Origin of the sequence: Enterococcus haemoperoxidus ATCC BAA-382, assembly GCF_000407165.1 — a bacterium.
In the GTDB taxonomy this organism is placed as follows: Bacteria; Bacillota; Bacilli; order Lactobacillales; family Enterococcaceae; genus Enterococcus_L; species Enterococcus_L haemoperoxidus.
Map to the genome: position 1 here is coordinate 210,591 of NZ_KE136479.1, position 20,082 is coordinate 230,672.

Here is a 20,082-nt window from a genome sequence, read left to right on the forward strand (position 1 = left end):
AATGGGATTAAAGTATTAGATTTATTTTATTCAAGAAAGGATGATTGAATATGTCTAAATTTTCTCCGTGTTTATGGTTTGATGGAAAAGTAGAAGAAGCAGCTGAGTTTTATGTGAACGCATTTGAACAGAGTAAAATCAATAAGGTTGATTACTATGTAGACAGTGAACATCAACCTAAAGGATCTGTTCTAACAATCTCGTTGACACTTGCAGGACAAGAAGTTATTTTGCTAAATGGTGGACCTGAATTTAATTTTACTCCTGCAATTTCATTTTTCGTAGAATGTGAGACAGAAGCGCAAATCAATCGTTTATGGGAGACACTAAGTCATAATGGTGAAGTATTGATGGAATTTGGGGCTTATCCTTTCAGTAAGAAATACGGTTGGCTAAAAGATCAGTATGGTGTTTCATGGCAGCTGGTGTTAGCTGAAAAGCCGCAGTCTATTGTACCAAGCTTTTTATTTACCGGAGAACAGTTTGGAAAGGCAGAAGAGGCGATGAACCAATGGATCGAGATTTTCGGTGATGGTAGTGTCGAATATGTCCAAAAAAATCCAGATGGTACTGTAGCGCAAGCTTTGTTTACGATGCATGGACAGCCGTTTAGGGTAATGGATAGTGGTGAGGCACATGGGTTTACATTTACGATGGCGACTTCATTTTATGTCTATTGTAAAGATCAGGCTGAAATCGATCGTTTATGGGAAGAAGTCACGGCTCAAGGGAAAGAATGGCCTTGTGGTTGGATGGAAGATGAATATGGTGTCTGTTGGCAAACTGTTACATCGGATATGGAAGAATTATTTGATCACTCTGACCCTGATAGAGCCTATCGTGTGATGCAGGAATTGTATAAAATGAAACGCATTGACATAGCTGCACTGAGAGAAGCGTACAAGGGATAAGATAAAAATGCTTTTTTCTCGCCGTTTATTCGGATAAAGAGCGCTAAACAAAACTAATCTTTAGTTTTGTTTAGCGCTCTTTATTTACTTCTCTTTGCAAACGGTTGATATGCAATCCCACGACTTTCGCACCAATGAATGATTTCAGGAGAAAAAATAATATCAGTTGTTGTAAGCTCAGCTGTGGTTTTCTTTCCTAGTAATGTATACAACATTTTAAGTTCATCTTCCCATTGCTTAACAAGTGCAATCGTTTTATCAAGACCATGTGTCATTAGCTGATTTAAGATAGTCCCAGCTATACCAACACTTTTAGCACCTAAACTCAGTGCTTTGACAATATCTAGTGATTGCCGAACGCCACCAGAGGCTAAAACGTCAAGGTCACGATGCCAATTCGCCGCTTCCAAGAGTGAGAGGACCGTTGATTGCCCCCAATCAGTTAAAAAGCCAAGCTCTCGTTTCTTACGCCGTGCATTTTCAATTTGGGTAAAACTTGTTCCGCCTTGGCCACTCACATCAACTGCTTTGACACCGCGCCGAACTAATTGTTCAATCGTCTCACTACTCATGCCAAAACCAACTTCTTTGACAACAACTGGAACAGACAGTTGAGACGCAATATCTTCAATAGTATCTAGCCAACCATGAAAATCACGATCTCCTTCTGGCATTACCAGTTCTTGAGGAACATTCACATGAATTTGGAGTCCATCAGCATGAAAAAGTTCGACAGCTCTTTTGGCTTCTTCTAAAGAAAGTCCGGCGCCAATATTCGCGAAAATCACGCCTTCAGGATTTTCTTTGCGCATGATTTGGTAAGTTTCTGCTACGTCAGGATTTTTCAAAGCAGCGTTAACAGATCCTGTTGCCACCATGATACCCGTTTCTCTAGCTATGATGCCTAATTGCTGATTGATTTCTTTCGCACGATCACTACCGCCGGTCATAGCATTGATATAAAACGGCTGTTTGAAAGAGAAATCAAGAAAAGATGTTGAAATATCAACGTCATCCAGTGCTACTTCGGAAAATGAATGATGAACAAAACGGATTTGGTCGAAGTCATTGGTTTTATCTTTATGAAAGGCTTTTGCCAAAGAGATATGTTCATCTTTTCGATTCATCTTTTTCCTGCTTTCCGTAAAAATATACATGTAATGGTAAAGGCGTGATGCCTTCTTTTTCCCAAGAGCTCATTAAAGGTAAGATACCAGATTTTTGTTTAAATAAGACAATGCCGCAATCGCCGCCACCTGCGCCAGAGGATTTCGCTGCACCACCACAAGTTTGTGCTAAATTACATAATTTTTTTAGGGCAGGAGTTTCGATCATAACACCTGTGATCGATGTTAGTTGTTGGAGTAATTGCCGGTTTTTCCGGATTTGTGTTTGGATCAATGTGATATTTTCTGTCTGAAAGCCTGTGATCATCGTTTCGACACACGATTTACTTTCATCTAAAAATTGCTGATAGGCTGTTTCTTGGACTTCTTTTGATTGGTTGACTTGATCGACTAAATCAGATGTAGAAGCAGGACTTCCCGTCCAGCCAATCAGCAGCCGTAGTTTTTTGGGAACTGTCAGTGTTTGGATCATTAATTTTGGCCATGCTGCTTGAAGTAATGCAGTCAGTGTTTGTTTTTGAGCCTGATCATTAACCCACTGATGATCGAAAGTTGAAAAGGCGATCCAACCGCCGTAACAGCTTGCTGCGATATCTCCGCAAGAGCCATTTCCTTGAACCTCTAAATGAGCTAGTGCGGAAAGTTTGAATATTTCTTCTTCAGTTAACTCTAAGCCGTAAAAAAGACCCAACGCTTTTACAGTTGCAACAGTTACAGCACCACTGGAGCCTAAGCCATATTTTCGTCCGTTTGAATTGTCTAATTCACTAGTGACTTTTAAGTGATAGAAAGACAACTCTTTATGTTGTTCTTGCGCATATTTTTCAGTTAAGCGAATTGCTGCCAATACATAGTGAAAGGGATTTTCCCGAATATCTAAAACGAGTTCGTTATTTCTTCTTGTCCAACGTACAGGTAATGAACTGTATTGGGCAGACTGAATACTACCGACATTTTCAGCTGATTCAAGCGTGACCGTTACAAATTGATCCACTGCAACGATGATTGCTGGATGTCCTGGTTCAACAACGGCATATTCTCCAGCAATAAATAACTTACCAGGTGTGGAAACTTCTATCATAAATCTTCCGACCTTTCTATAGGAATTGCTTCAATTCCGGGTCCTGCAAAAGCCGTAATCAGCTTTTGCTCAGGCAAATATTCTGCTAAAAAGTTCTTTAAAGCAGTCAGATTTTTCTTTTCTACTAAAATTTTAACATTCGGTCCAGCATCCATTGTAAAGTAGCAAGGTAGACCGGCTTGTCTGGCTGAACGGACTAACTGCATAACGTTAAGACTTTCTGGTGACCAGTAAGTAAACGGTGGTACGGCAGCTAAGGTAGTACCATGCATGCGCAAACCATTTGCTTCAGCGACTTCCCCTAATTTGTTAAAGTCTCTTTCCTTAATTGCTTCTTTGGCTATTGCTAAATCTGCTTCGACATTTTCTAACCAACCAGAGTAAAAACTTGATGTTTCAACGGTTCGTTTCATACCATCACGGCTGGAAATATCTTTCACTCCATCATCAACTAAAACGAATAACATCGCTAACTCGTTTTCCCAGCCCTCAGAAGGAATCGCTTTTGCAAATGAGGTTTGATCAGAGTCGCCTTTTTGCCATTCAGCAAATCCACCAAAAATACTGCGGCAGGCAGATCCAGAACCACGTCTAGCTAAACGAGATAGTTCTGTCTCAGTTAACTGCAAATCTAATGCTTCACTACAAGCACCAGCGAGAGCCGCTAAACCGCTAGCGGAAGAAGCTAAACCAGCTGCAGTCGGGACAAAGTTTTGACTGTCGACTCTTGCAAATAATGATAGATTTTGCTGTTGGCGAATGAGATCTAAGAATTTAGAAATTTTTGCTGTTTGCTTAGAATCTTGTTTTTTTCCATCTAAAACGAAGAGATCTTCTGTTAATGATTTATCGAAATAGACACTAGTTTCAGTATAAAAAGCATCCAATGTTAAAGAAAGACTGCTATTCATAGGCAATATCAAGCGTTCATCTTTTTTTCCCCAATATTTGATCAACGCAATATTTGTATAAGCTCTTGCTTTTCCAACATACATTATTTTTTCACTCCTAATGATTGAATCCAAGTGGCAAAAGCTCCAGCAGACTTTAGTGCAGCAGCAATTTTTACTGCTTGTTCTTTAGATTCTGCTAAAGCAATCATACAGCCGCCGCGGCCGCCACCTGTTAATTTTGCGCCTATTGCGCCATGTTCTCTGGCAGTTATAACTAACTGATCTAATTGGTCATTGCTGACAGTAAGTGATTTAAGCTGATCGTGTGCCTGATTCATTACGTTTCCTAATGTATGAACATCGTCTTTAGAAATAGCTTGTTTCGCAAGTTTAGTCAACCGACCTAATTCAGTAATATGTTGTGAGATTTCTTTTTTATTTTGCTCAAAAAGATGAGCTACGTCGCTGACGGCAGCTCTCGTTTGTCCTTTGATTCCAGTGTCAGCAACGATCAAAAAAGCATTGGAAACATTCATTGGGAATGATTCTAATGGATGATTTTTTATGAAAAATAACGGTTCGTTTCCACTAGTTGCAGCTGCATCAATACCACTAGGGTTACCGTGAGCAATTTTTTCAGCTCGATTGACTAAATGGAGCAGTGTTTCTGGTGAACAAGGAACCTCAAAATAATCAAATAAAGCACGAACGATAGAAACAGCAACAGCAGCGCTTGACCCCATACCACGCTCTGCTGGAATTGTACTAGTGATGGTGATTTTAAACGTCATATTTTTCTGGTGAAGTTCAATCAAGGCTTGATTGATGACTTCTTTAACACTTTTTAATTGTGGCGGAACTTCTGAAAGTGCTCCTGAATAATAATGACAATCCAGTATCATGGTACTGTCAGGTTCAACCTTTGTTGAAATGAAGGTTTCCTGAAATGGGATGGCAATTGCAGGTTCGCCGTAAACGACAGAATGTTCACCCATCAGTATAATCTTTCCAGAGGCTTGCCCATGACCAATTTTTTCTTTATTCATTTTAATAAACAGTCCTTTGTTTAAATATCAAGTGTGTGATGATCTAAGTTGCTGCATAAAGAATCATAAAATGAACGCCAAAAATTCAGTCCATTTATTAAGAGTACCATAAACGATTCATACCAGCAAAACGCCTAAAATAGTCATTAGCCCTAGATATATGCAAAAGCTAATAGTGCCTCATGTAATGTGTATAGTTCATAGCGATATATAAGTAATAATTGAAACGATGATCGAAGTAAACAGAATTGGCAAAAATGTGCCACCATTCCTAAGAGTATCGTCCATTGTAAAATCCTATTATTGAATGAGAATTGCTCTCAAGCTACATTAGTTTACCAAAAAAGCTTATGAAATAAAATTTTTAGATTCTATTTAAGGAAAAAATTAACTTCTCATTAATATCTACAAGCAAAAAAAGAAAGAGCGAAGGAAAATAGCTGAAATTTAGCTCCGATTTTTCTGCTTAATTATTCTTCAATAATTAAGCCCAAACCCGCAGCAATCGTAATTGCCTGTTCTTGTGTTACGTTTAATCCTTTGAGTAATTCTTGTGAAAAAGCAATTTTTTCAAAGGTACTTTTTGTTAAATCAAGACCAGCCAATTTTGTATGGAACCAGTTACTTCCAGTCAATGAACAATTATCTAATAATAGATTGTTCCAAGTGACTTCAACAAATTCTGTATCGTTCAAACTGGTTTGTTTAAATTGAACGACTTTTTGATTTGTAGCGCTGAAAGAAGTATAGTCTGCTAAACAATCTTCAAATAAGCAATCTCGTAAATAACTTTCCGCAAAATTTGTTCCAGTTAATTTACATTGACGAAAATGGACTTGATGAAAGCTAGCGCCAATCCACTCTGTATTTGATAGGTCACAATGATCAAAAATCACATTGCTACACTCAAATCGCTCTAAATGATTTCGATTCATAGTCAATTTTTCAAACTGACATTCCCTAAAAACTAAATTTCGGACATCTTGATAACTTAGATCTTGCTCTTTGACAGATAAGCCTTCAATAATAACTTCATCATCTAGAGAAATAAAATCAGTTTCAGTTAGTTTAGGTAATAACGGTGCAACAGGCTTTTTGATTTTCATAAATAAACCCTCCAAATAAGTGTGATTGATGAATGAGGCAAAACTATTCTGTTTCTTTATCTAAATTTTCATTTAATTGATACGCACGATTATAAAATTTTAAGCAGGTTGTTAACACATACGCTCCTAGAAGGCCTAAAAGACTGCCTAAAACAATCCCAATCAAACGATAATTCAGTAAACTGACTAAATATTGATGACGAGCTAGGTTAGCAAGTAGTAATGACATTGGCGTAGTAAAAAAATTTGCAATCGTATAATTTCTTTTGATAAAAAATTCTACAGTCAAAAAGAAAAAGCAAATCAGAAAAATTGTTTCTAGAGAAGTAAAAGAAATACTCAATAAAAGAGCTGCAATCAACAGTCCAATCATTGTCCCTAAGATTCTCTGAATATTTCGATGCATGACTGCTCGTAAATTATCCCCTTGTAAAACTGCAGCACACGAAACGATCATCCAATAAGCATTCGTTAGATGTAAAGACTGACTGATGTAGGTTGCTAAAAATAAAATAGCTGCATAATGTAAAGCATCTAAAAGTGCCGCAGGATCTGTATATAGTCGCTCTTGTAAGGAAACTTTTTTTTCTGGTTCAACGACTTGACCTTCAACAAAGTATAAGATGACGGCCACCACAAGAGAGGTTAAAACACCTAATAAAACATAACTCATCATGATTGGAACTTTTTCCAAAGGAATTTTAGTCCCACTACCCATAGCGGTGACCATGACAATAAAAAAAGCCCCAGGCTTTGCAATTCTATACAACCTAAAAATAATTCTGGCAAAAAAGGAAATCAACGCTATAGCGATTGGAATAACCCAAGGAATATGAGTACTCAAGACACCAATCAGGTTGCCAAAAAGTAAAAATCCACCAACGGAACTTAAACGAATCAGCAGTTCGTTTAATGGAAGAGTTTGATAGTAGAGAAAAGTAAAAATCCCAAGTGAGCCGAAACTTCCAATCAATAAATTATTTGAGAAATAGCCAATAAATAGCGGTACGGCCATACAGATACCGGCACCAATCAAGCGAAAAGGTGCTTTTTGAGGTTTGTGGAATGTAGTTAATTCTTTGAAAAATGATGAACGATGCATCTGATCACTCCTTACTATTGTTATGAAACACGGAAAATATATTTAAAATTAGTTGGTAACTAGATAAGCCAAAGCGAAAAAAAAGATGGCTTACTAGCAGTACGGTCTGTTTCTTCCATTACTAATCTAACATACTTTTTTATAAGAAAACAATCGCTTTTTATCTAATCTGGTTTTACGAGCTAACCTTTCGAAAAAAAAAGAGAAAGCTTGATTGTGGCAAAAGTGCCATTCTCCTACTTTTCTGTCAAAGCTAAACGAGCACGTACCGCTTGTTATGACCATTTCTAAGAAATTGCTTCTAATGAAGGTACAATTTAATGATGTAAGTATTAAAAAAAAATAAGATTATTCTTGATTTTTTAATTTAAAAATTGTAAACTATATCTCAGTACAGTAAATAATTATTAAATTCTGATTTTTCAGAAAATACTTAGGGTCTTTTAGGGAGGAAAAAAGAATGAAGTTAAAGAAGTCATTTGCTTTTGGATTCATCACTTTATTTAGTTTAACACTCGCAGCGTGCGGTAACGGCGGTGGAAATACAGACGATACAGGCAGCTCAAAAGCAGCCGATGGAAAACCAAGCGGAGAGCAAGTATTCCGTGTCAATGTTTTACAAGAAATGCCAAGTGCCGACTTATCAGTAGCGACAGATGTTATCAGCTTCACTGCTTTAAACAATGTATATGAAGGAATCTATCGTTTGAATCTAGATAATAAACCAGAACCTGCTGGAGCAGCTGAAAAAGCTGAAGTCAGCGATGATGGCGTTACGTATAAAATCAAGCTAAACGAAAAATCTAAATGGTCAGACGGAAAACCCGTAAAAGCAGAAGACTATGTCTATGGATGGCAACGTACAGTTGATCCAGCGACGGCTTCAGAATATGCCTACCTTTATGAATCTGTAAAAAATGGTGCGGATATCGCAGCCGGTAAGAAAGACAAAGCGGAACTTGGAATCAAAGCGACAGGTGATTATGAATTAGAAGTTACATTAGAAAAAGCAACGCCTTATTTTGATTACCTATTAGCGTTCCCATCATTCTTCCCACAAAGAAAAGACATCGTGGAAAAATATGGTAAAGAATACGCAGCAAATAGCGATAACTCAGTTTACAACGGCCCGTTTGTCTTAGATGGATTTGATGGAGCAGGAACGGATACTGAATGGTCATATAAGAAAAACAAAGAATATTGGGATGCAGATTCTGTAAAATTGGACGAAGTAAAAACGAATGTTGTGAAAGAAGCACCAACTTCATATAACTTATTCCAAGATGGACAAGCAGATGATGTAACATTAACTGGTGAGTTAGCGCAACAAGCAGCCAATGATCCAGCTCTTGTGATCCAAAAAGAAGCATCGACTCAATATATGGAATTAAATCAAATCGACGAAAATTCACCATATAGAAATGAGAACTTAAGAAAAGCTATTTCTTATTCAATCGACCGTAAATCGTTAGTTGAACAAATCTTAGGTGATGGATCAGTAGAACCTAAAGGGTTAGTTCCAGCAGATATGTCTAAATCTCCAGATGGAAAAGAAGACTTCACGAAAGCGGCAGATGATAAAATTGCTTATGATAAAGAAAAAGCAAAAGAACATTGGGAAAAAGCGAAGAAAGAATTGGGTATCAAAACATTAGATATCGATATCTTATCTTCTGATGCAGATTCATCTAAGAAAACAGTAGAATATATCCAAGGTGCGATCCAAGATACTTTAGAAGGAACAAAAGTAACCGTAAGTCCAGTACCATTTGCTGTTCGTTTAGACCGTTCTAATAAAGGTGACTTTAAAGCAGTTATCGGTGGTTGGGGAGCTGACTACGTAGATCCAAGTAGTTTCTTAGATCTATTCCAAACAGGTGTTCCATATAACCGTGGACATTACAGCAATCCTGAATACGACAAAGCATTAAAAGCTGCGTCAACTACAAATGCTAATGATCCTGAAAAACGTTGGGATAACTTAGTAGATGCAGAGAAAATAATCATGGGCGACATGGGTGTGATTCCTCTTTACCAAAAAGCTGAAGCGCACTTACGTGCTGAAAAAGTGAAAGATGTTGGTTTCCATCCAGCAGGTGCGCAATACGATTACAAATGGACTTATATTTCAGAATAGTCTGAAATAGTTTTCAATAGTAAAAGGACCTTTGCCCTCTTTGAATAAAAAGGCAACGGTCCTCTTGCTATCTTTGCTCATAAAAAGTAAAATAATAAAGAAACAATAGAGACAATCAGTAAAATACCTCCAGTTTCAAGCCAGTAAAGCTGATGTGCTTTGCCAATTTCTGAAAATGGAATGAATTCTTTCGGTTCATTTTTCTTTCTAAAACGAAAATGCATTTTCATAAAACGTTGGAAATTATCAAAAAATCCTGAGGACATAATCCACATGGCTAAGCCGATAATCAGAAAGAATAATGAAACGATGAAGAAGGTATCAGATATAGAACGGATAGTCAGTGACTGTTTTATCAATAGGTAAGTAAAAATACCGATGCTTGAGACCGCTGAGGTAATCAAGGGCCATTTTAAATTTTTCATGTGCTCATCCTTACTTAATTTTCTATCCTTACTTTATCGAAAAATACTGATGAAGTCAAAATAATCTCGGAGGTGTCATTCTTGAACAGTTTTGGAAAATATTTTCTTAAACGGGTCTTCTTCATGATCATCACATTGTGGCTGATCGCAACGATTACGTTTTTCTTAATGCAATTATTACCAGGTACTCCTTATACCAACCAAGAAAAACTTAGTCCAGAAACAATCGCTATGCTGAACAAGCAATCTGGTTTAGATAAGCCAGTGATCGTTCAATATGGAATTTACTTAAAAAATCTTCTAGTTGGTGACTTTGGTATTTCATTCCAATTTAAAAACCAACCAGTAGCAAAACTTTTGGCAGGTCGTATTGGGCCTTCTGTCCAATTAGGCGCACAAGCCATCATCTTTGGTACGCTAGTCGGTATTTTACTAGGGATCATTGCCGCAATGCGCCAAAACACATGGGTGGATACAGTAGCGACGTTAATGGCAATTTTAGGACGTTCGATTCCTAACTTCGTCTTTGCGGTACTACTGCAATATATCTTTGCCATGAAATTAAAAGTGTTGCCAATCGCAATGTGGAATGGATTTGCTTACACGATTCTCCCAACGATTGCTCTGGCAATGAGTCCAATGGCCGATTCCGCCAGGTTTATACGAACCGAGATGGTCGAAGTTTTACATAGTGATTATGTAGAGTTGGCTCGTGCCAAAGGCTTAAGCCGCTGGCAAGTTGCCGTGAGACACGGACTTAGAAACAGTTTGATTCCTTTGATTACATTACTCGGCCCATTAGCCGTTGGTTTGATGACAGGATCTCTAGTTGTTGAAAATATTTTTGCGATCCCAGGTATTGGGGAGCAGTTCGTAAAATCAATCATGACCAATGACTACCCAACAATTATGGCCGTGACGATTTTATATTCTGCTTTGTTAGTATTTGTAATCTTGATCGTTGATTTACTTTATGGATTGATTGATCCAAGAATTCGTGTTTCAGGAGGTGCCAAAGGTTAATGGAAACAGTTGACTTAAATAATGTCCCAGAAAAAATCAAAAACATACCTGCAAATGACTTCCAGCCTTTGGATACATCAACAACCAAGGAACGTGAACGAATTGCAACGCCGTCACTAAGCTTTTTACAAGATTCTTGGCGTCGTTTGAAAAAGAATAAAGCTGCTGTGATTTCCTTGATTCTTTTAGGAATCATCATCTTTATTTCAATTATAACAATTTGGGTGTCACCACATGACCCAACACAACAAAATGTAGCGTACATCAATTTACCACCGCGTATTCCGTTTTTAGATAGTATCAATGGGTTTAACGGTACAGCCAATGTTGCTGGTAAAATGGTAGATAAGTACGCTCAAGCGAACGTTCCTGATAACGTGAATTTCTATCTTGGAACAGATGGCTTAGGCCGTGATGTATTGAGCCGTTTATTCATGGGAACACGTATCTCATTATTGATCGCATTTATCGCAGCTTTACTTGATATTACGATTGGTGTAACATATGGTTTGATTTCAGGACTATTAGGTGGACGTGTCGACACAGTGATGCAACGTATTTTAGAAGTTCTTTCTGGAATCCCTAACCTTGTTGTCATGATCTTGATGCTGACAGTTTTTGATCCAGGTATTTTATCGATCGTTTTAGCGATGGTTATTACTAACTGGATTTCAATGGCCAGAATCGTTCGGGCGCAGACCTTGAAATTAAAAGATCAAGAGTTCGTTTTAGCTGCCCAAACATTAGGTGAATCTCGTTTGAAGATTGCCGTAAAACATATTTTGCCGAATATCTCAAGCGTGATCATCGTTCAAATGATGTTCAGTATCCCGTCGGCCATTTTCTTCGAAGCGTTTCTAAGTTTCATCGGTTTAGGATTAAGACCGCCGACCGCTTCTCTTGGAACATTATTAAATGAAGGATATAAAACGTTCCGTTTCCTTCCATATTTGATGTGGATTCCTGCCGTAACTTTGTCAGTCGTAATGATTTGTTTCAACTTGTTAGCTGACGGACTACGTGATGCCTTCGATCCTAAGATGAAAGAGTAGAGTGAATGACTATGGAAAAAGTATTAGAAGTAAAAGACTTACAGATTTCTTTTGATACGTTTGCTGGAAAAGTAAATGCTATTCGTGGTGTGAGCTTTGAATTGTTCAAAGGGGAAACTCTTGCGATCGTAGGAGAGTCTGGTAGTGGTAAATCAGTAACTACTAGAAGTATCATGCGATTATTGAGCAGCAATGCAAACATTGACAATGGAGAAATTCTGTTTAAAGGTGAAGATATCGTACACAAAACGGAAAAACAAATGCAAACCATTCGTGGGAAAGAAATTGCAATGATTTTCCAAGATCCAATGACCTCATTGGACCCAACAATGCCGATTGGCAAACAAGTTGCTGAATCGTTGATCAAACACAATAAAGTGTCGAAAAAAGAAGGGCTAGATCAAGCATTAGAATTATTAAAATTAGTAGGGATTCCAAACGCTGAAAAACGTTTGAAAAACTACCCTCACCAATTTTCTGGCGGACAACGTCAACGTATCGTCATTGCGATTGCGTTGATTTGTTACCCAGAAGTTTTAATTGCAGATGAGCCGACAACAGCTTTGGATGTTACGATCCAAGCGCAAATTTTAGAATTATTAAAAGACTTACAACAAAAAATCAGCACATCGATTATCTTTATCACCCATGATTTAGGTGTAGTAGCAAACGTGGCTGATCGTGTAGCCGTTATGTATGGCGGACGTTTAGTGGAAGTAGGAACATCAGAAGAGATTTTCTACAATCCGCAACATCCATATACATGGGGACTACTTGGCTCAATGCCGACAATGGAAGGAACGGAAGATAAGCTATATGCGATTCCAGGTTCACCTCCCGATTTATTAGATCCTCCAAAAGGAGATGCTTTTTATCCGCGTAACGAGTTTGCAATGAAGATCGACGCAGAAGAAGCACCACCGTATTTTGAAGTATCACCAACTCATAAAGCTGCAACGTGGTTATTAGCACCACAAGCACCAAAAATTACCCCTCCAGCTGAAATTGTAAGACGTTGGGCGATTTATGCTGAGCGCCATAATACGACTGCAGGAGGCGTTAAATAATGAGTGAAAAAAGAAAAGTACTTTTAGATGTTAAAGGACTAAAACAATATTTTAACGTTGGACGCCCTGACGAAGTTAGAGCTGTTGACGATATCAGTTTCCATATCTACGAAGGTGAGACTTTCGGATTGGTGGGAGAATCTGGTAGTGGTAAATCAACAACAGGACGTAGTGTGATTCGCTTATACGATCCAACAGATGGCGAAATCATTTTCAACGGTGATGATATCAGTAAAATTCGTTCAAAATCTGGGATGCAAGCATTCCGTCGTGAAGTTCAAATGATCTTCCAAGATCCGTATGCCTCATTGAATCCGAGAATGAAAGTCAACGATATTATTGCTGAAGGAATCGACATTAATCACTTAGCAAAAGATGCCGCTGAACGTGAAGCTAAAGTCAACGAATTATTAAAAGTCGTTGGACTTGATCCGAGCCACGGAACGCGTTATCCACATGAATTTTCTGGTGGTCAACGTCAACGTATCGGGATTGCAAGAGCTTTGGCAGTTGATCCGCGCTTCATTATCTGTGATGAGCCGATTTCAGCTTTGGATGTATCGATTCAAGCGCAAGTAGTCAATTTATTGCAAGACTTACAAAAAGAAGCCGGTCTGACTTATTTGTTTATTGCCCATGATTTATCAATGGTAAAACACATCAGTGACCGTATTGGTGTTATGCATAGTGGTAGATTATTGGAGATGGGGTCAAGTGATGATGTGTATAACTTTGGTGTACATCCATACACTGAAAGCTTATTATCAGCTATTCCATTACCAGATCCTGATTATGAACGTACACGCAAACGTATTGTTTATAAACCGCAAGCAGAAGACAATAAAGAACGTAAACTAAGAGAAATCACACCTGAGCATTATGTGTATTGTTCAGAAGATGAAGTTGATGTGTACCGTAAAAAAATTGAAGAGAAAAAAGCCAGAGCGAATCACGAATAGTCGTTTGGCAAAAGAAAGACTAGCTAAGAAGAGACCTATTTTTCTTAGCTAGAATTTTTAAACCTAAGATGAATGAATCATTTTTCTTTGTGACATAATCATTTTGTAATAGTTTTACGGGCTAGCCTTTCGGAAAAAAGATAAAATCTAAATGAGGCAAAAAGCACCTCAGTTAGATTTTCCTATTTTTCATTCGAGACTAAATGAGCCCGTTCAGCTTTTTAACTAATCTAGCTTTACGGGCTAGTCTCTCGGAAAAAAGATAAAATACGAGTGAGACAAAAAGCGCCTCAATCGTATTTTCCTATTTTTCAGTCGGAGCTGAACGAGCCCATTCAGCTTTTTATTGGTAGGGTGGTATTCTAATGAAGGTATTAAAGGCGTATAAATACAGGCTTTACCCTACTTTATTACAAGAAGAGTTCATCAAAAAAACTTTTTCTTGTGTTCGGCTTGTGCATAATCTTTTATTGCAGGAAAGAATTCAGCTGTATAAGGAGTTGAAAAAAAATCCTGATTTAAAAGTAAAGTTACCGACACCAGCTCAATTTAAAAAAGAGCATCCTTGTTTGAAGGAAGTGGATAGCTTAGCATTATCAAATGCGCAGGTTTACTTGGATCGAGCATTCAAAAAATTTTATAGAGAAAAGTCAGTTGGTTTTCCTAAACTAAAACAAAAGAAAAATGCTGTCAGTTCTTACACAACGAATAATCAAAACGGCACAATTAAAATTATTGATGAAAAATATTTAAAAGTCCCTAAACTGAAATCGTTGATTAAAATGAAAATGCATCGTCCGGTAATAGGGAAAATAAAGTCGGCGACGATCTCTTTGACTCCTAGTAATAAATATTTCGTTTCGATTCTTTGTGAAGAGGAGCTTCCTAGAGTTGAAAAGACCTATTCAGCAATCGGGATAACATTAGGAGCTTCAGAATTTGCTGTATTATCAAATGGTAGACGTATCGATAATGATAAATTTACAAAAGAATTCGAACAGAGGATCACCAGAGAAGAAAGAAAATTAACACGGCGAAAAGAAATTGCTAAATCCAAAGGAACAGAACTGTTACAACAAAAAAACTATCAGAAACAAAAACTAAAAGTAGCAAAAATGCGGGAAAAGTTAATGAATCAACGAATTGATTTTCTGAATAAAATCACGACAGAAATTGTTAAGAAATATGATTTGATTTGTATTGAAGATATTCATCAAGCTGATTTTTTCAGAAATACTAAATTACATCGAGGCGTTTCAGATGTTTCTTGGGCATTGTTTGTCTCAAAACTTGAATATAAAGCGACATGGTATAACAAACGATTAATCAAGGTTTCGGCATGTGGTAAATGTTCGGAACATTCAGATAATGATTTGGTGAGTCAAATATTTACTCAAGACGTCAATGAGGAAAAAGGAAAACATGATCCTGAGACTGCGGCGAGTATTCAAGTGTTGATCCAAGGATTAAAAGGAACAACGGCCAATTAAAAAAAGAAGAACTGTAGGGACTACAGGGATAGCCTAGGGCATATAAGATAGATATAGCGTTTAGTCGATCATTTGTCTTTTTCTAGGAAATTTCTAGTTAAATAGAGATAGTTCACTAATTATTAGTTGATGAAAAATAAAAAATCGGACTTTATTCTACTCGTTTAAACAAGAAATTGTTTAAGATAGAACAGAATAAAGTTTTTTGTTCGTTAAAAAAGTATAGTACAATAAATAAGAAGAGAAGATGAAAAAGGGGAAAGCTATGAATAACTACAGAGCACTTGTTTTCTTTGATTTGGATGGAACGTTATTAGATGCTGAATCAACTATATCTAAGGAAAATCACCAAGCAATTTTGCAATTGAAGAAAAACAATATCCTGCCATTGATTGCTAGTGGCCGATCTCCAAAGGAAATCCAACAAATCACAAAAGGCGTAGCAATCGATTCTTATGTAAGTTTAAATGGGCAGTTTAATGTTGTTGAAAATGAAGTTGTTTCAAAACATGCAATACCATTGAAACAGATTCAAGAATTGATGGCGCTTTCTGAATCGTTTGGTCATTCCTTGGCATGTTATACAGAAACTGAATATGCTGCTTGTTATTCAACTGCGAGCATGGAAAAATTATATCGCTTAGATCACGCACCATTGCCGAAAATTTCAGCAGAGTTTCATAAAGATCATGAGATTTACATGGTTTATCTTTTTTCAGAGGATGAAGAGAAAGATTCATTATATCGAGAAAAATTTGCGGATATATTTACTTTTTTCAGAGATAGTCCTTATTCAATGGCAGTTGTGTCAAAGGGACAGTCAAAAAAAGCAGGCATCCAGGAAATAATTAAGACATTGGATTTGGCTCATGTACCAACATACGCATTTGGTGATGGAAACAATGATTTAGGGATGTTTGAAGCAGTTAATACGGCAATTGCGATGGACAATGCTTCACCTCATGTAAAAAGCCATGCTGATTATATTACAAAATCTCATCTGGAGGATGGTATTTGTTTTGGATTAAAACATTTTGAATTATTAGACTGAAAGGAAGTAGAAAAATGACGGTAAAAATGATTGCAGTAGACATGGATGGAACGTTTTTGAACAGTCAACAAGATTACGACCGAGAAAGATTTAGTCAATTGTATCAAGAGATGAAGCAACAAGGGGTTCGTTTTGTTATAGCTAGCGGCAATCAATACTATCAACTTAAATCTTTTTTTCCAGAAATTGAAAACGAATTATCGTTTGTAGCAGAAAACGGAGCGTACGTTGTTAGTGAAGGAAAAGAAATATTCACAGGCGAAATCGATCCAGAAGTCATTCACGACGTGCTAACTATTTTAGCTGAGTTCAAACAAGGACATACGATTCTTTGTGGGAAAAACAGCGCTTATGTAGCTGAAGAAGAACCAGATTCTTTTATTGAACATGGTCAGAAATATTACCATCGATTAAAAAAAGTTCCTAATTTGTTTGACGTAAAAGACGATACGTTATTCAAGTTTGCTTTGAGTTTTCCTGTTGAACAAGTGCCAGAAGTGCTTGAACAGCTGTATCAAACGTTAGGAGACAAGGTTATTCCGGTTTCTAGTGGGCATGGTGATGTTGATTTGATTATTCCCGGAATCCATAAAGCGTACGGCTTGATCAAGTTACAAGAGCTGTGGGGGATAAAAAATCATGAAGTGGCAGCTTTTGGTGATAGCGGCAATGATCTGGAAATGTTAAAACATGCGGAATATAGCTATGCCATGAGTAATGGACAACCACAGGTCAAAGTAGCAGCTAAAGAAATTATTTTATCTAATGATGAAAATGGTGTGCTTCTTAAAATAGAGGAACTGCTTGGAAATTAAAGAAAAAAGTTTGAGACAGAAGCTCATTGTTCTATAATTAAGGGTTTCTGTCTTAAATTGAAAAAAGCATTGACAAGCTTTTGGAAATATCGTATACTATTAAAGTTGAGAAATGAAAGCAGAAGCACCCGCTTCTCGCCTTAGCTGACAATGTCACTGGGCTAGATATAGGATTCTTTATATCAAATGATATGAATCTGAATCAATCGCGGGATCTGTGTACAGAGCCTGTTTTTTATTGTATTTTTTACAATAGCAGACTTTTGGAAAAAGAGTTTCAGCATTGATTTTCTCTTAAAAAACTTGGAGGTGAATGACCATAGCAAAGGATATGATGGTGAACGACGGCATTCGTGCACGCGAGTTACGTTTGATCGGACAAGATGGGGAACAATTAGGTGTAAAAACAAAAGTGGAAGCACTACAAATTGCTGAAACAGCCAACCTAGATTTAGTTCTAGTAGCACCTACTGCGAAACCGCCTGTTGCGCGAATTATGGATTACGGAAAATTCCGTTTCGAAACGCAAAAGAAAGAGCGTGAAGCTCGTAAGAAACAAAAAGTGATCAACGTAAAAGAAGTACGTTTAAGTCCAACAATTGATTTAAATGACTTCAATACAAAACTTCGTAATGCACGTAAATTCTTAGAAAAAGGGGATAAAGTGAAAGCTTCTATCCGTTTCAAAGGCCGTGCCATTACCCACAAAGAAATTGGTCAGAAAGTTCTTGATCGCTTAGCGGAAGAAACTGCAGATATTGCTACAGTGGAACAAAAAGCGAAAATGGACGGACGCAGCATGTTCCTAACGCTGGCACCGAAGAATGAAAATTAAGCTAACAAGCTGATAACTAGTTAATGAAAATTTTTGAGGATGCTAGTTCAACTTTTTCAACTAATTTAGTTGAACTGTATGCGAAATGAAAATGTAGGAGGAAAATTAGTCATGCCAAAACAAAAAACACACCGCGGATCAGCAAAACGTTTCAAACGTACTGGTAACGGCGGGTTAAAAAGATTCCGTGCGTTTACAAGTCACCGTTTCCACGGTAAAACAAAAAAACAACGTCGTCAATTGCGTAAAGCAGGAATGGTTTCATCAGGCGATTTCAAACGTATTCGTCAACAATTAGCAAGAATGAAGTAAAAAAGCTTTTAGGATTATTCCTGAGGCGACTAGTAACAAAGCTTGCTGAATTTGAGAATGAACTCATTCATGCAACAACTTAGCAATTAAAATAACTCATAGAGATAACAGATATTTAGGAGGAATTAACCATGGCACGTGTTAAAGGTGGCGTAGTAAGCCGTAAACGTCGTAAAAAGATCCTTAAATTAGCGAAAGGCTATTACGGATCAAAACATACTTTATTTAAAACAGCAAAAGAACAAGTAATGAAATCTTATAGTTATGCATACAGAGATCGTCGTCAAAAGAAACGTGATTTCCGTAAATTATGGATTGCTCGTATCAATGCAGCGGCTCGTATGAATGGCTTGAGCTATTCTAAATTAATGCACGGTTTGAAATTAGCAGAGATTGATATCAACCGCAAAATGTTAGCTGAATTAGCTGTTAACGATGCAGCAGCATTCACAACTTTAGCTGACCAAGCTAAAGATGCATTAGCTAAATAATGATTGAATAAAAATGTTCCTTTCGTAAGAAAGGGACGTTTTTTTATATTAATAGGTAATTATTATCAAGTACTTTGATCCATTCAAATAATAATAAAAAGAAAGTTAGTTTTTGAGTGAAAAAGAAAAAGTTTGGGGTAACTGTTCTTTTTTACTATGTTTTTTATTAGAGTGAAAACTGAGGTAACGTCAATCAATTATTTACTACTTGGTTCCTAAATTTAAAAATCTATGGTGATATAGGTTTTAGTAGAGATGAACGATTTAGAACGATTAATATGATGAGATAGGAAATAGCTCTTCATAAAATTAAAAGGAACAGAAGAGAGGTTGTTCACGTTCAAGCCTATTTTACTCTGTAGCTGTAGTCTGATAAGATAAAGTGGTATACAAGAAATTTATTTTATAAAAAGGAGAGTAATGGGATGGTGTATGTTAAAAATTTTTTTATTTTAGTTGGTTTATTTCTGGTAAGTCAAATTAGCATGACAGCATTTGGTGTGGCTAAAGGATTTTCATTAGGGATGGGAGAAGCAAATCTGTCTTTATTTGCATCGATTATGTTGATATTACTGGTTATAGGGAATATCTGGTTATTGATATTTTTAGGGAAAAAACTAGGATTCTCAAACTTAAAATGGGATTTTTTCACTAAGAAAAATGTTGGAATCATTCTAGGCGGTTTTATTTTAGCAAGAGTGATTGCTGTTGGAGGAACTCTGTTACTAAATAATCAAGGATCAGAAAGTACTGCAAATGATGCAGCGATTCAATCTATGTTCACTGGAGAAAATCCTTTATTGATCATATTATTAATTGGAATTTCTGCACCAATAATGGAAGAAATCGTTTTTAGAGGTGGAATCATTGGTTTTTGGTTGGAAAAATTTCCGATAGTTGGCATCGCAATTAGTTCTATTTTATTCGGTTTGATTCATGGTCCGACGAATCTAATCAGCTTTTTAATTTATGGTTCGATGGGTCTGATTCTTTCTATGGCGTATTATAAAACGCAGCGTTTAGAGATTAGTATATCTATTCACTTTTTAAATAATATATTTGCTGCAATCGTCATCGCATTTGGACTGATCTAGTTTAATAGAAGAATAAGCAAAAAGCGAAAAATCGAGGGAGGATTTTTCGCTTTTTTATTCATAAT

Annotated in this window: 20 protein-coding genes; 13 read left to right on the forward strand and 7 right to left on the reverse strand. The window is 36.9% G+C overall.

Annotated features, from left to right (window positions below; genetic code table 11):
* The first annotated feature begins 50 nt into the window (after window positions 1–50).
* Window positions 51–911 (forward strand): VOC family protein, encoded by an 861-nt coding sequence (locus I583_RS00995; RefSeq protein ID WP_010762680.1) that lies wholly within the window; start codon window positions 51–53, stop codon window positions 909–911.
* An 80-nt stretch (window positions 912–991) separates the two neighbouring features.
* On the opposite strand, the gene fni is transcribed toward I583_RS00995, so the two are convergent.
* The 6 genes from fni to I583_RS01025 form a co-directional block, all read right to left on the reverse strand.
* Complete coding sequence (fni, locus tag I583_RS01000; RefSeq protein WP_010762681.1) at window positions 992–2,038, reverse strand: type 2 isopentenyl-diphosphate Delta-isomerase; 1,047 nt, start codon at window positions 2,036–2,038, stop codon at window positions 992–994.
* Window positions 2,022–3,119, reverse strand: coding sequence for a phosphomevalonate kinase (locus I583_RS01005; RefSeq protein WP_010762682.1), 1,098 nt, complete (start codon window positions 3,117–3,119; stop codon window positions 2,022–2,024). The genes fni and I583_RS01005 overlap by 17 nt, the downstream gene beginning before the upstream one ends.
* Window positions 3,116–4,114 carry a diphosphomevalonate decarboxylase gene (gene mvaD / locus I583_RS01010; RefSeq protein ID WP_010762683.1) on the reverse strand — a complete coding sequence of 333 codons (999 nt, stop codon included), beginning with the start codon at window positions 4,112–4,114 and terminating at the stop codon, window positions 3,116–3,118. Before mvaD ends, I583_RS01005 begins: the two co-directional genes overlap by 4 nt.
* Entirely contained in the window at window positions 4,114–5,058 is a 945-nt protein-coding gene (gene mvk, locus I583_RS01015) for a mevalonate kinase (protein ID WP_010762684.1), read from the reverse strand. Before mvk ends, mvaD begins: the two co-directional genes overlap by 1 nt.
* 470 nt (window positions 5,059–5,528) lie before the next feature.
* Window positions 5,529–6,164 carry a pentapeptide repeat-containing protein gene (locus I583_RS01020; protein WP_010762685.1) on the reverse strand — a complete coding sequence of 212 codons (636 nt, stop codon included), beginning with the start codon at window positions 6,162–6,164 and terminating at the stop codon, window positions 5,529–5,531.
* Between the two features lie 43 nt (window positions 6,165–6,207).
* Window positions 6,208–7,266 (reverse strand): FUSC family protein, encoded by a 1,059-nt coding sequence (locus tag I583_RS01025; protein WP_010762686.1) that lies wholly within the window; start codon window positions 7,264–7,266, stop codon window positions 6,208–6,210.
* 460 nt (window positions 7,267–7,726) lie between these two features.
* Here I583_RS01025 and I583_RS01030 point away from each other — a divergent pair, with 460 nt between their 5' ends.
* Window positions 7,727–9,403 (forward strand): peptide ABC transporter substrate-binding protein, encoded by a 1,677-nt coding sequence (locus I583_RS01030; RefSeq protein WP_010762687.1) that lies wholly within the window; start codon window positions 7,727–7,729, stop codon window positions 9,401–9,403.
* Between the two features lie 77 nt (window positions 9,404–9,480).
* On the opposite strand, the gene I583_RS01035 is transcribed toward I583_RS01030, so the two are convergent.
* The gene (locus I583_RS01035) at window positions 9,481–9,828 is read right to left on the reverse strand and encodes a DUF3899 domain-containing protein (RefSeq protein ID WP_010762688.1); all 348 of its coding nucleotides are present in this window, start codon (window positions 9,826–9,828) and stop codon (window positions 9,481–9,483) included.
* An 81-nt stretch (window positions 9,829–9,909) separates the two neighbouring features.
* Here I583_RS01035 and opp1B point away from each other — a divergent pair, with 81 nt between their 5' ends.
* The 11 genes from opp1B to I583_RS01090 all read left to right on the forward strand — a co-directional run bounded on the left by opp1B (window position 9,910) and on the right by I583_RS01090 (window position 20,017).
* The gene (gene opp1B / locus I583_RS01040) at window positions 9,910–10,851 is read left to right on the forward strand and encodes an oligopeptide ABC transporter permease Opp1B (protein ID WP_010762689.1); all 942 of its coding nucleotides are present in this window, start codon (window positions 9,910–9,912) and stop codon (window positions 10,849–10,851) included.
* Window positions 10,851–11,903 (forward strand): oligopeptide ABC transporter permease, encoded by a 1,053-nt coding sequence (gene opp3C, locus I583_RS01045; protein WP_010762690.1) that lies wholly within the window; start codon window positions 10,851–10,853, stop codon window positions 11,901–11,903. The genes opp1B and opp3C overlap by 1 nt, the downstream gene beginning before the upstream one ends.
* Window positions 11,904–11,908: 5 nt before the next feature.
* On the forward strand, window positions 11,909–12,970 hold the full coding sequence (gene opp1D / locus I583_RS01050) for an oligopeptide ABC transporter ATP-binding protein Opp1D (protein ID WP_010771135.1): 1,062 nt from the start codon (window positions 11,909–11,911) through the stop codon (window positions 12,968–12,970).
* Window positions 12,970–13,929 (forward strand): ABC transporter ATP-binding protein, encoded by a 960-nt coding sequence (locus tag I583_RS01055; RefSeq protein WP_010762692.1) that lies wholly within the window; start codon window positions 12,970–12,972, stop codon window positions 13,927–13,929. The genes opp1D and I583_RS01055 overlap by 1 nt, the downstream gene beginning before the upstream one ends.
* A 365-nt stretch (window positions 13,930–14,294) precedes the next feature.
* Window positions 14,295–15,419, forward strand: a complete 1,125-nt coding sequence (locus tag I583_RS01060) for an RNA-guided endonuclease TnpB family protein (protein WP_010762693.1) — start codon at window positions 14,295–14,297, stop codon at window positions 15,417–15,419.
* Between the two features lie 265 nt (window positions 15,420–15,684).
* A complete protein-coding gene (locus I583_RS01065; protein ID WP_034682997.1) occupies window positions 15,685–16,470 on the forward strand; it encodes a Cof-type HAD-IIB family hydrolase in 786 nt (261 codons plus the stop codon).
* A gap of 14 nt (window positions 16,471–16,484) precedes the next feature.
* On the forward strand, window positions 16,485–17,285 hold the full coding sequence (locus tag I583_RS01070; RefSeq protein ID WP_010762695.1) for a Cof-type HAD-IIB family hydrolase: 801 nt from the start codon (window positions 16,485–16,487) through the stop codon (window positions 17,283–17,285).
* A 313-nt stretch (window positions 17,286–17,598) separates the two neighbouring features.
* Window positions 17,599–18,120, forward strand: coding sequence for a translation initiation factor IF-3 (gene infC, locus I583_RS01075; protein ID WP_010762696.1), 522 nt, complete (start codon window positions 17,599–17,601; stop codon window positions 18,118–18,120).
* 111 nt (window positions 18,121–18,231) lie between these two features.
* A complete protein-coding gene (rpmI, locus tag I583_RS01080) occupies window positions 18,232–18,432 on the forward strand; it encodes a 50S ribosomal protein L35 (protein WP_010762697.1) in 201 nt (66 codons plus the stop codon).
* Between the two features lie 131 nt (window positions 18,433–18,563).
* Window positions 18,564–18,923: a 50S ribosomal protein L20 gene (gene rplT / locus I583_RS01085; RefSeq protein ID WP_010762698.1), complete on the forward strand. Its 360-nt coding sequence runs from the start codon at window positions 18,564–18,566 to the stop codon at window positions 18,921–18,923.
* 425 nt (window positions 18,924–19,348) lie between these two features.
* Window positions 19,349–20,017, forward strand: a complete 669-nt coding sequence (locus I583_RS01090) for a CPBP family intramembrane glutamic endopeptidase (RefSeq protein WP_010762699.1) — start codon at window positions 19,349–19,351, stop codon at window positions 20,015–20,017.
* Window positions 20,018–20,082 lie beyond the last annotated feature (65 nt).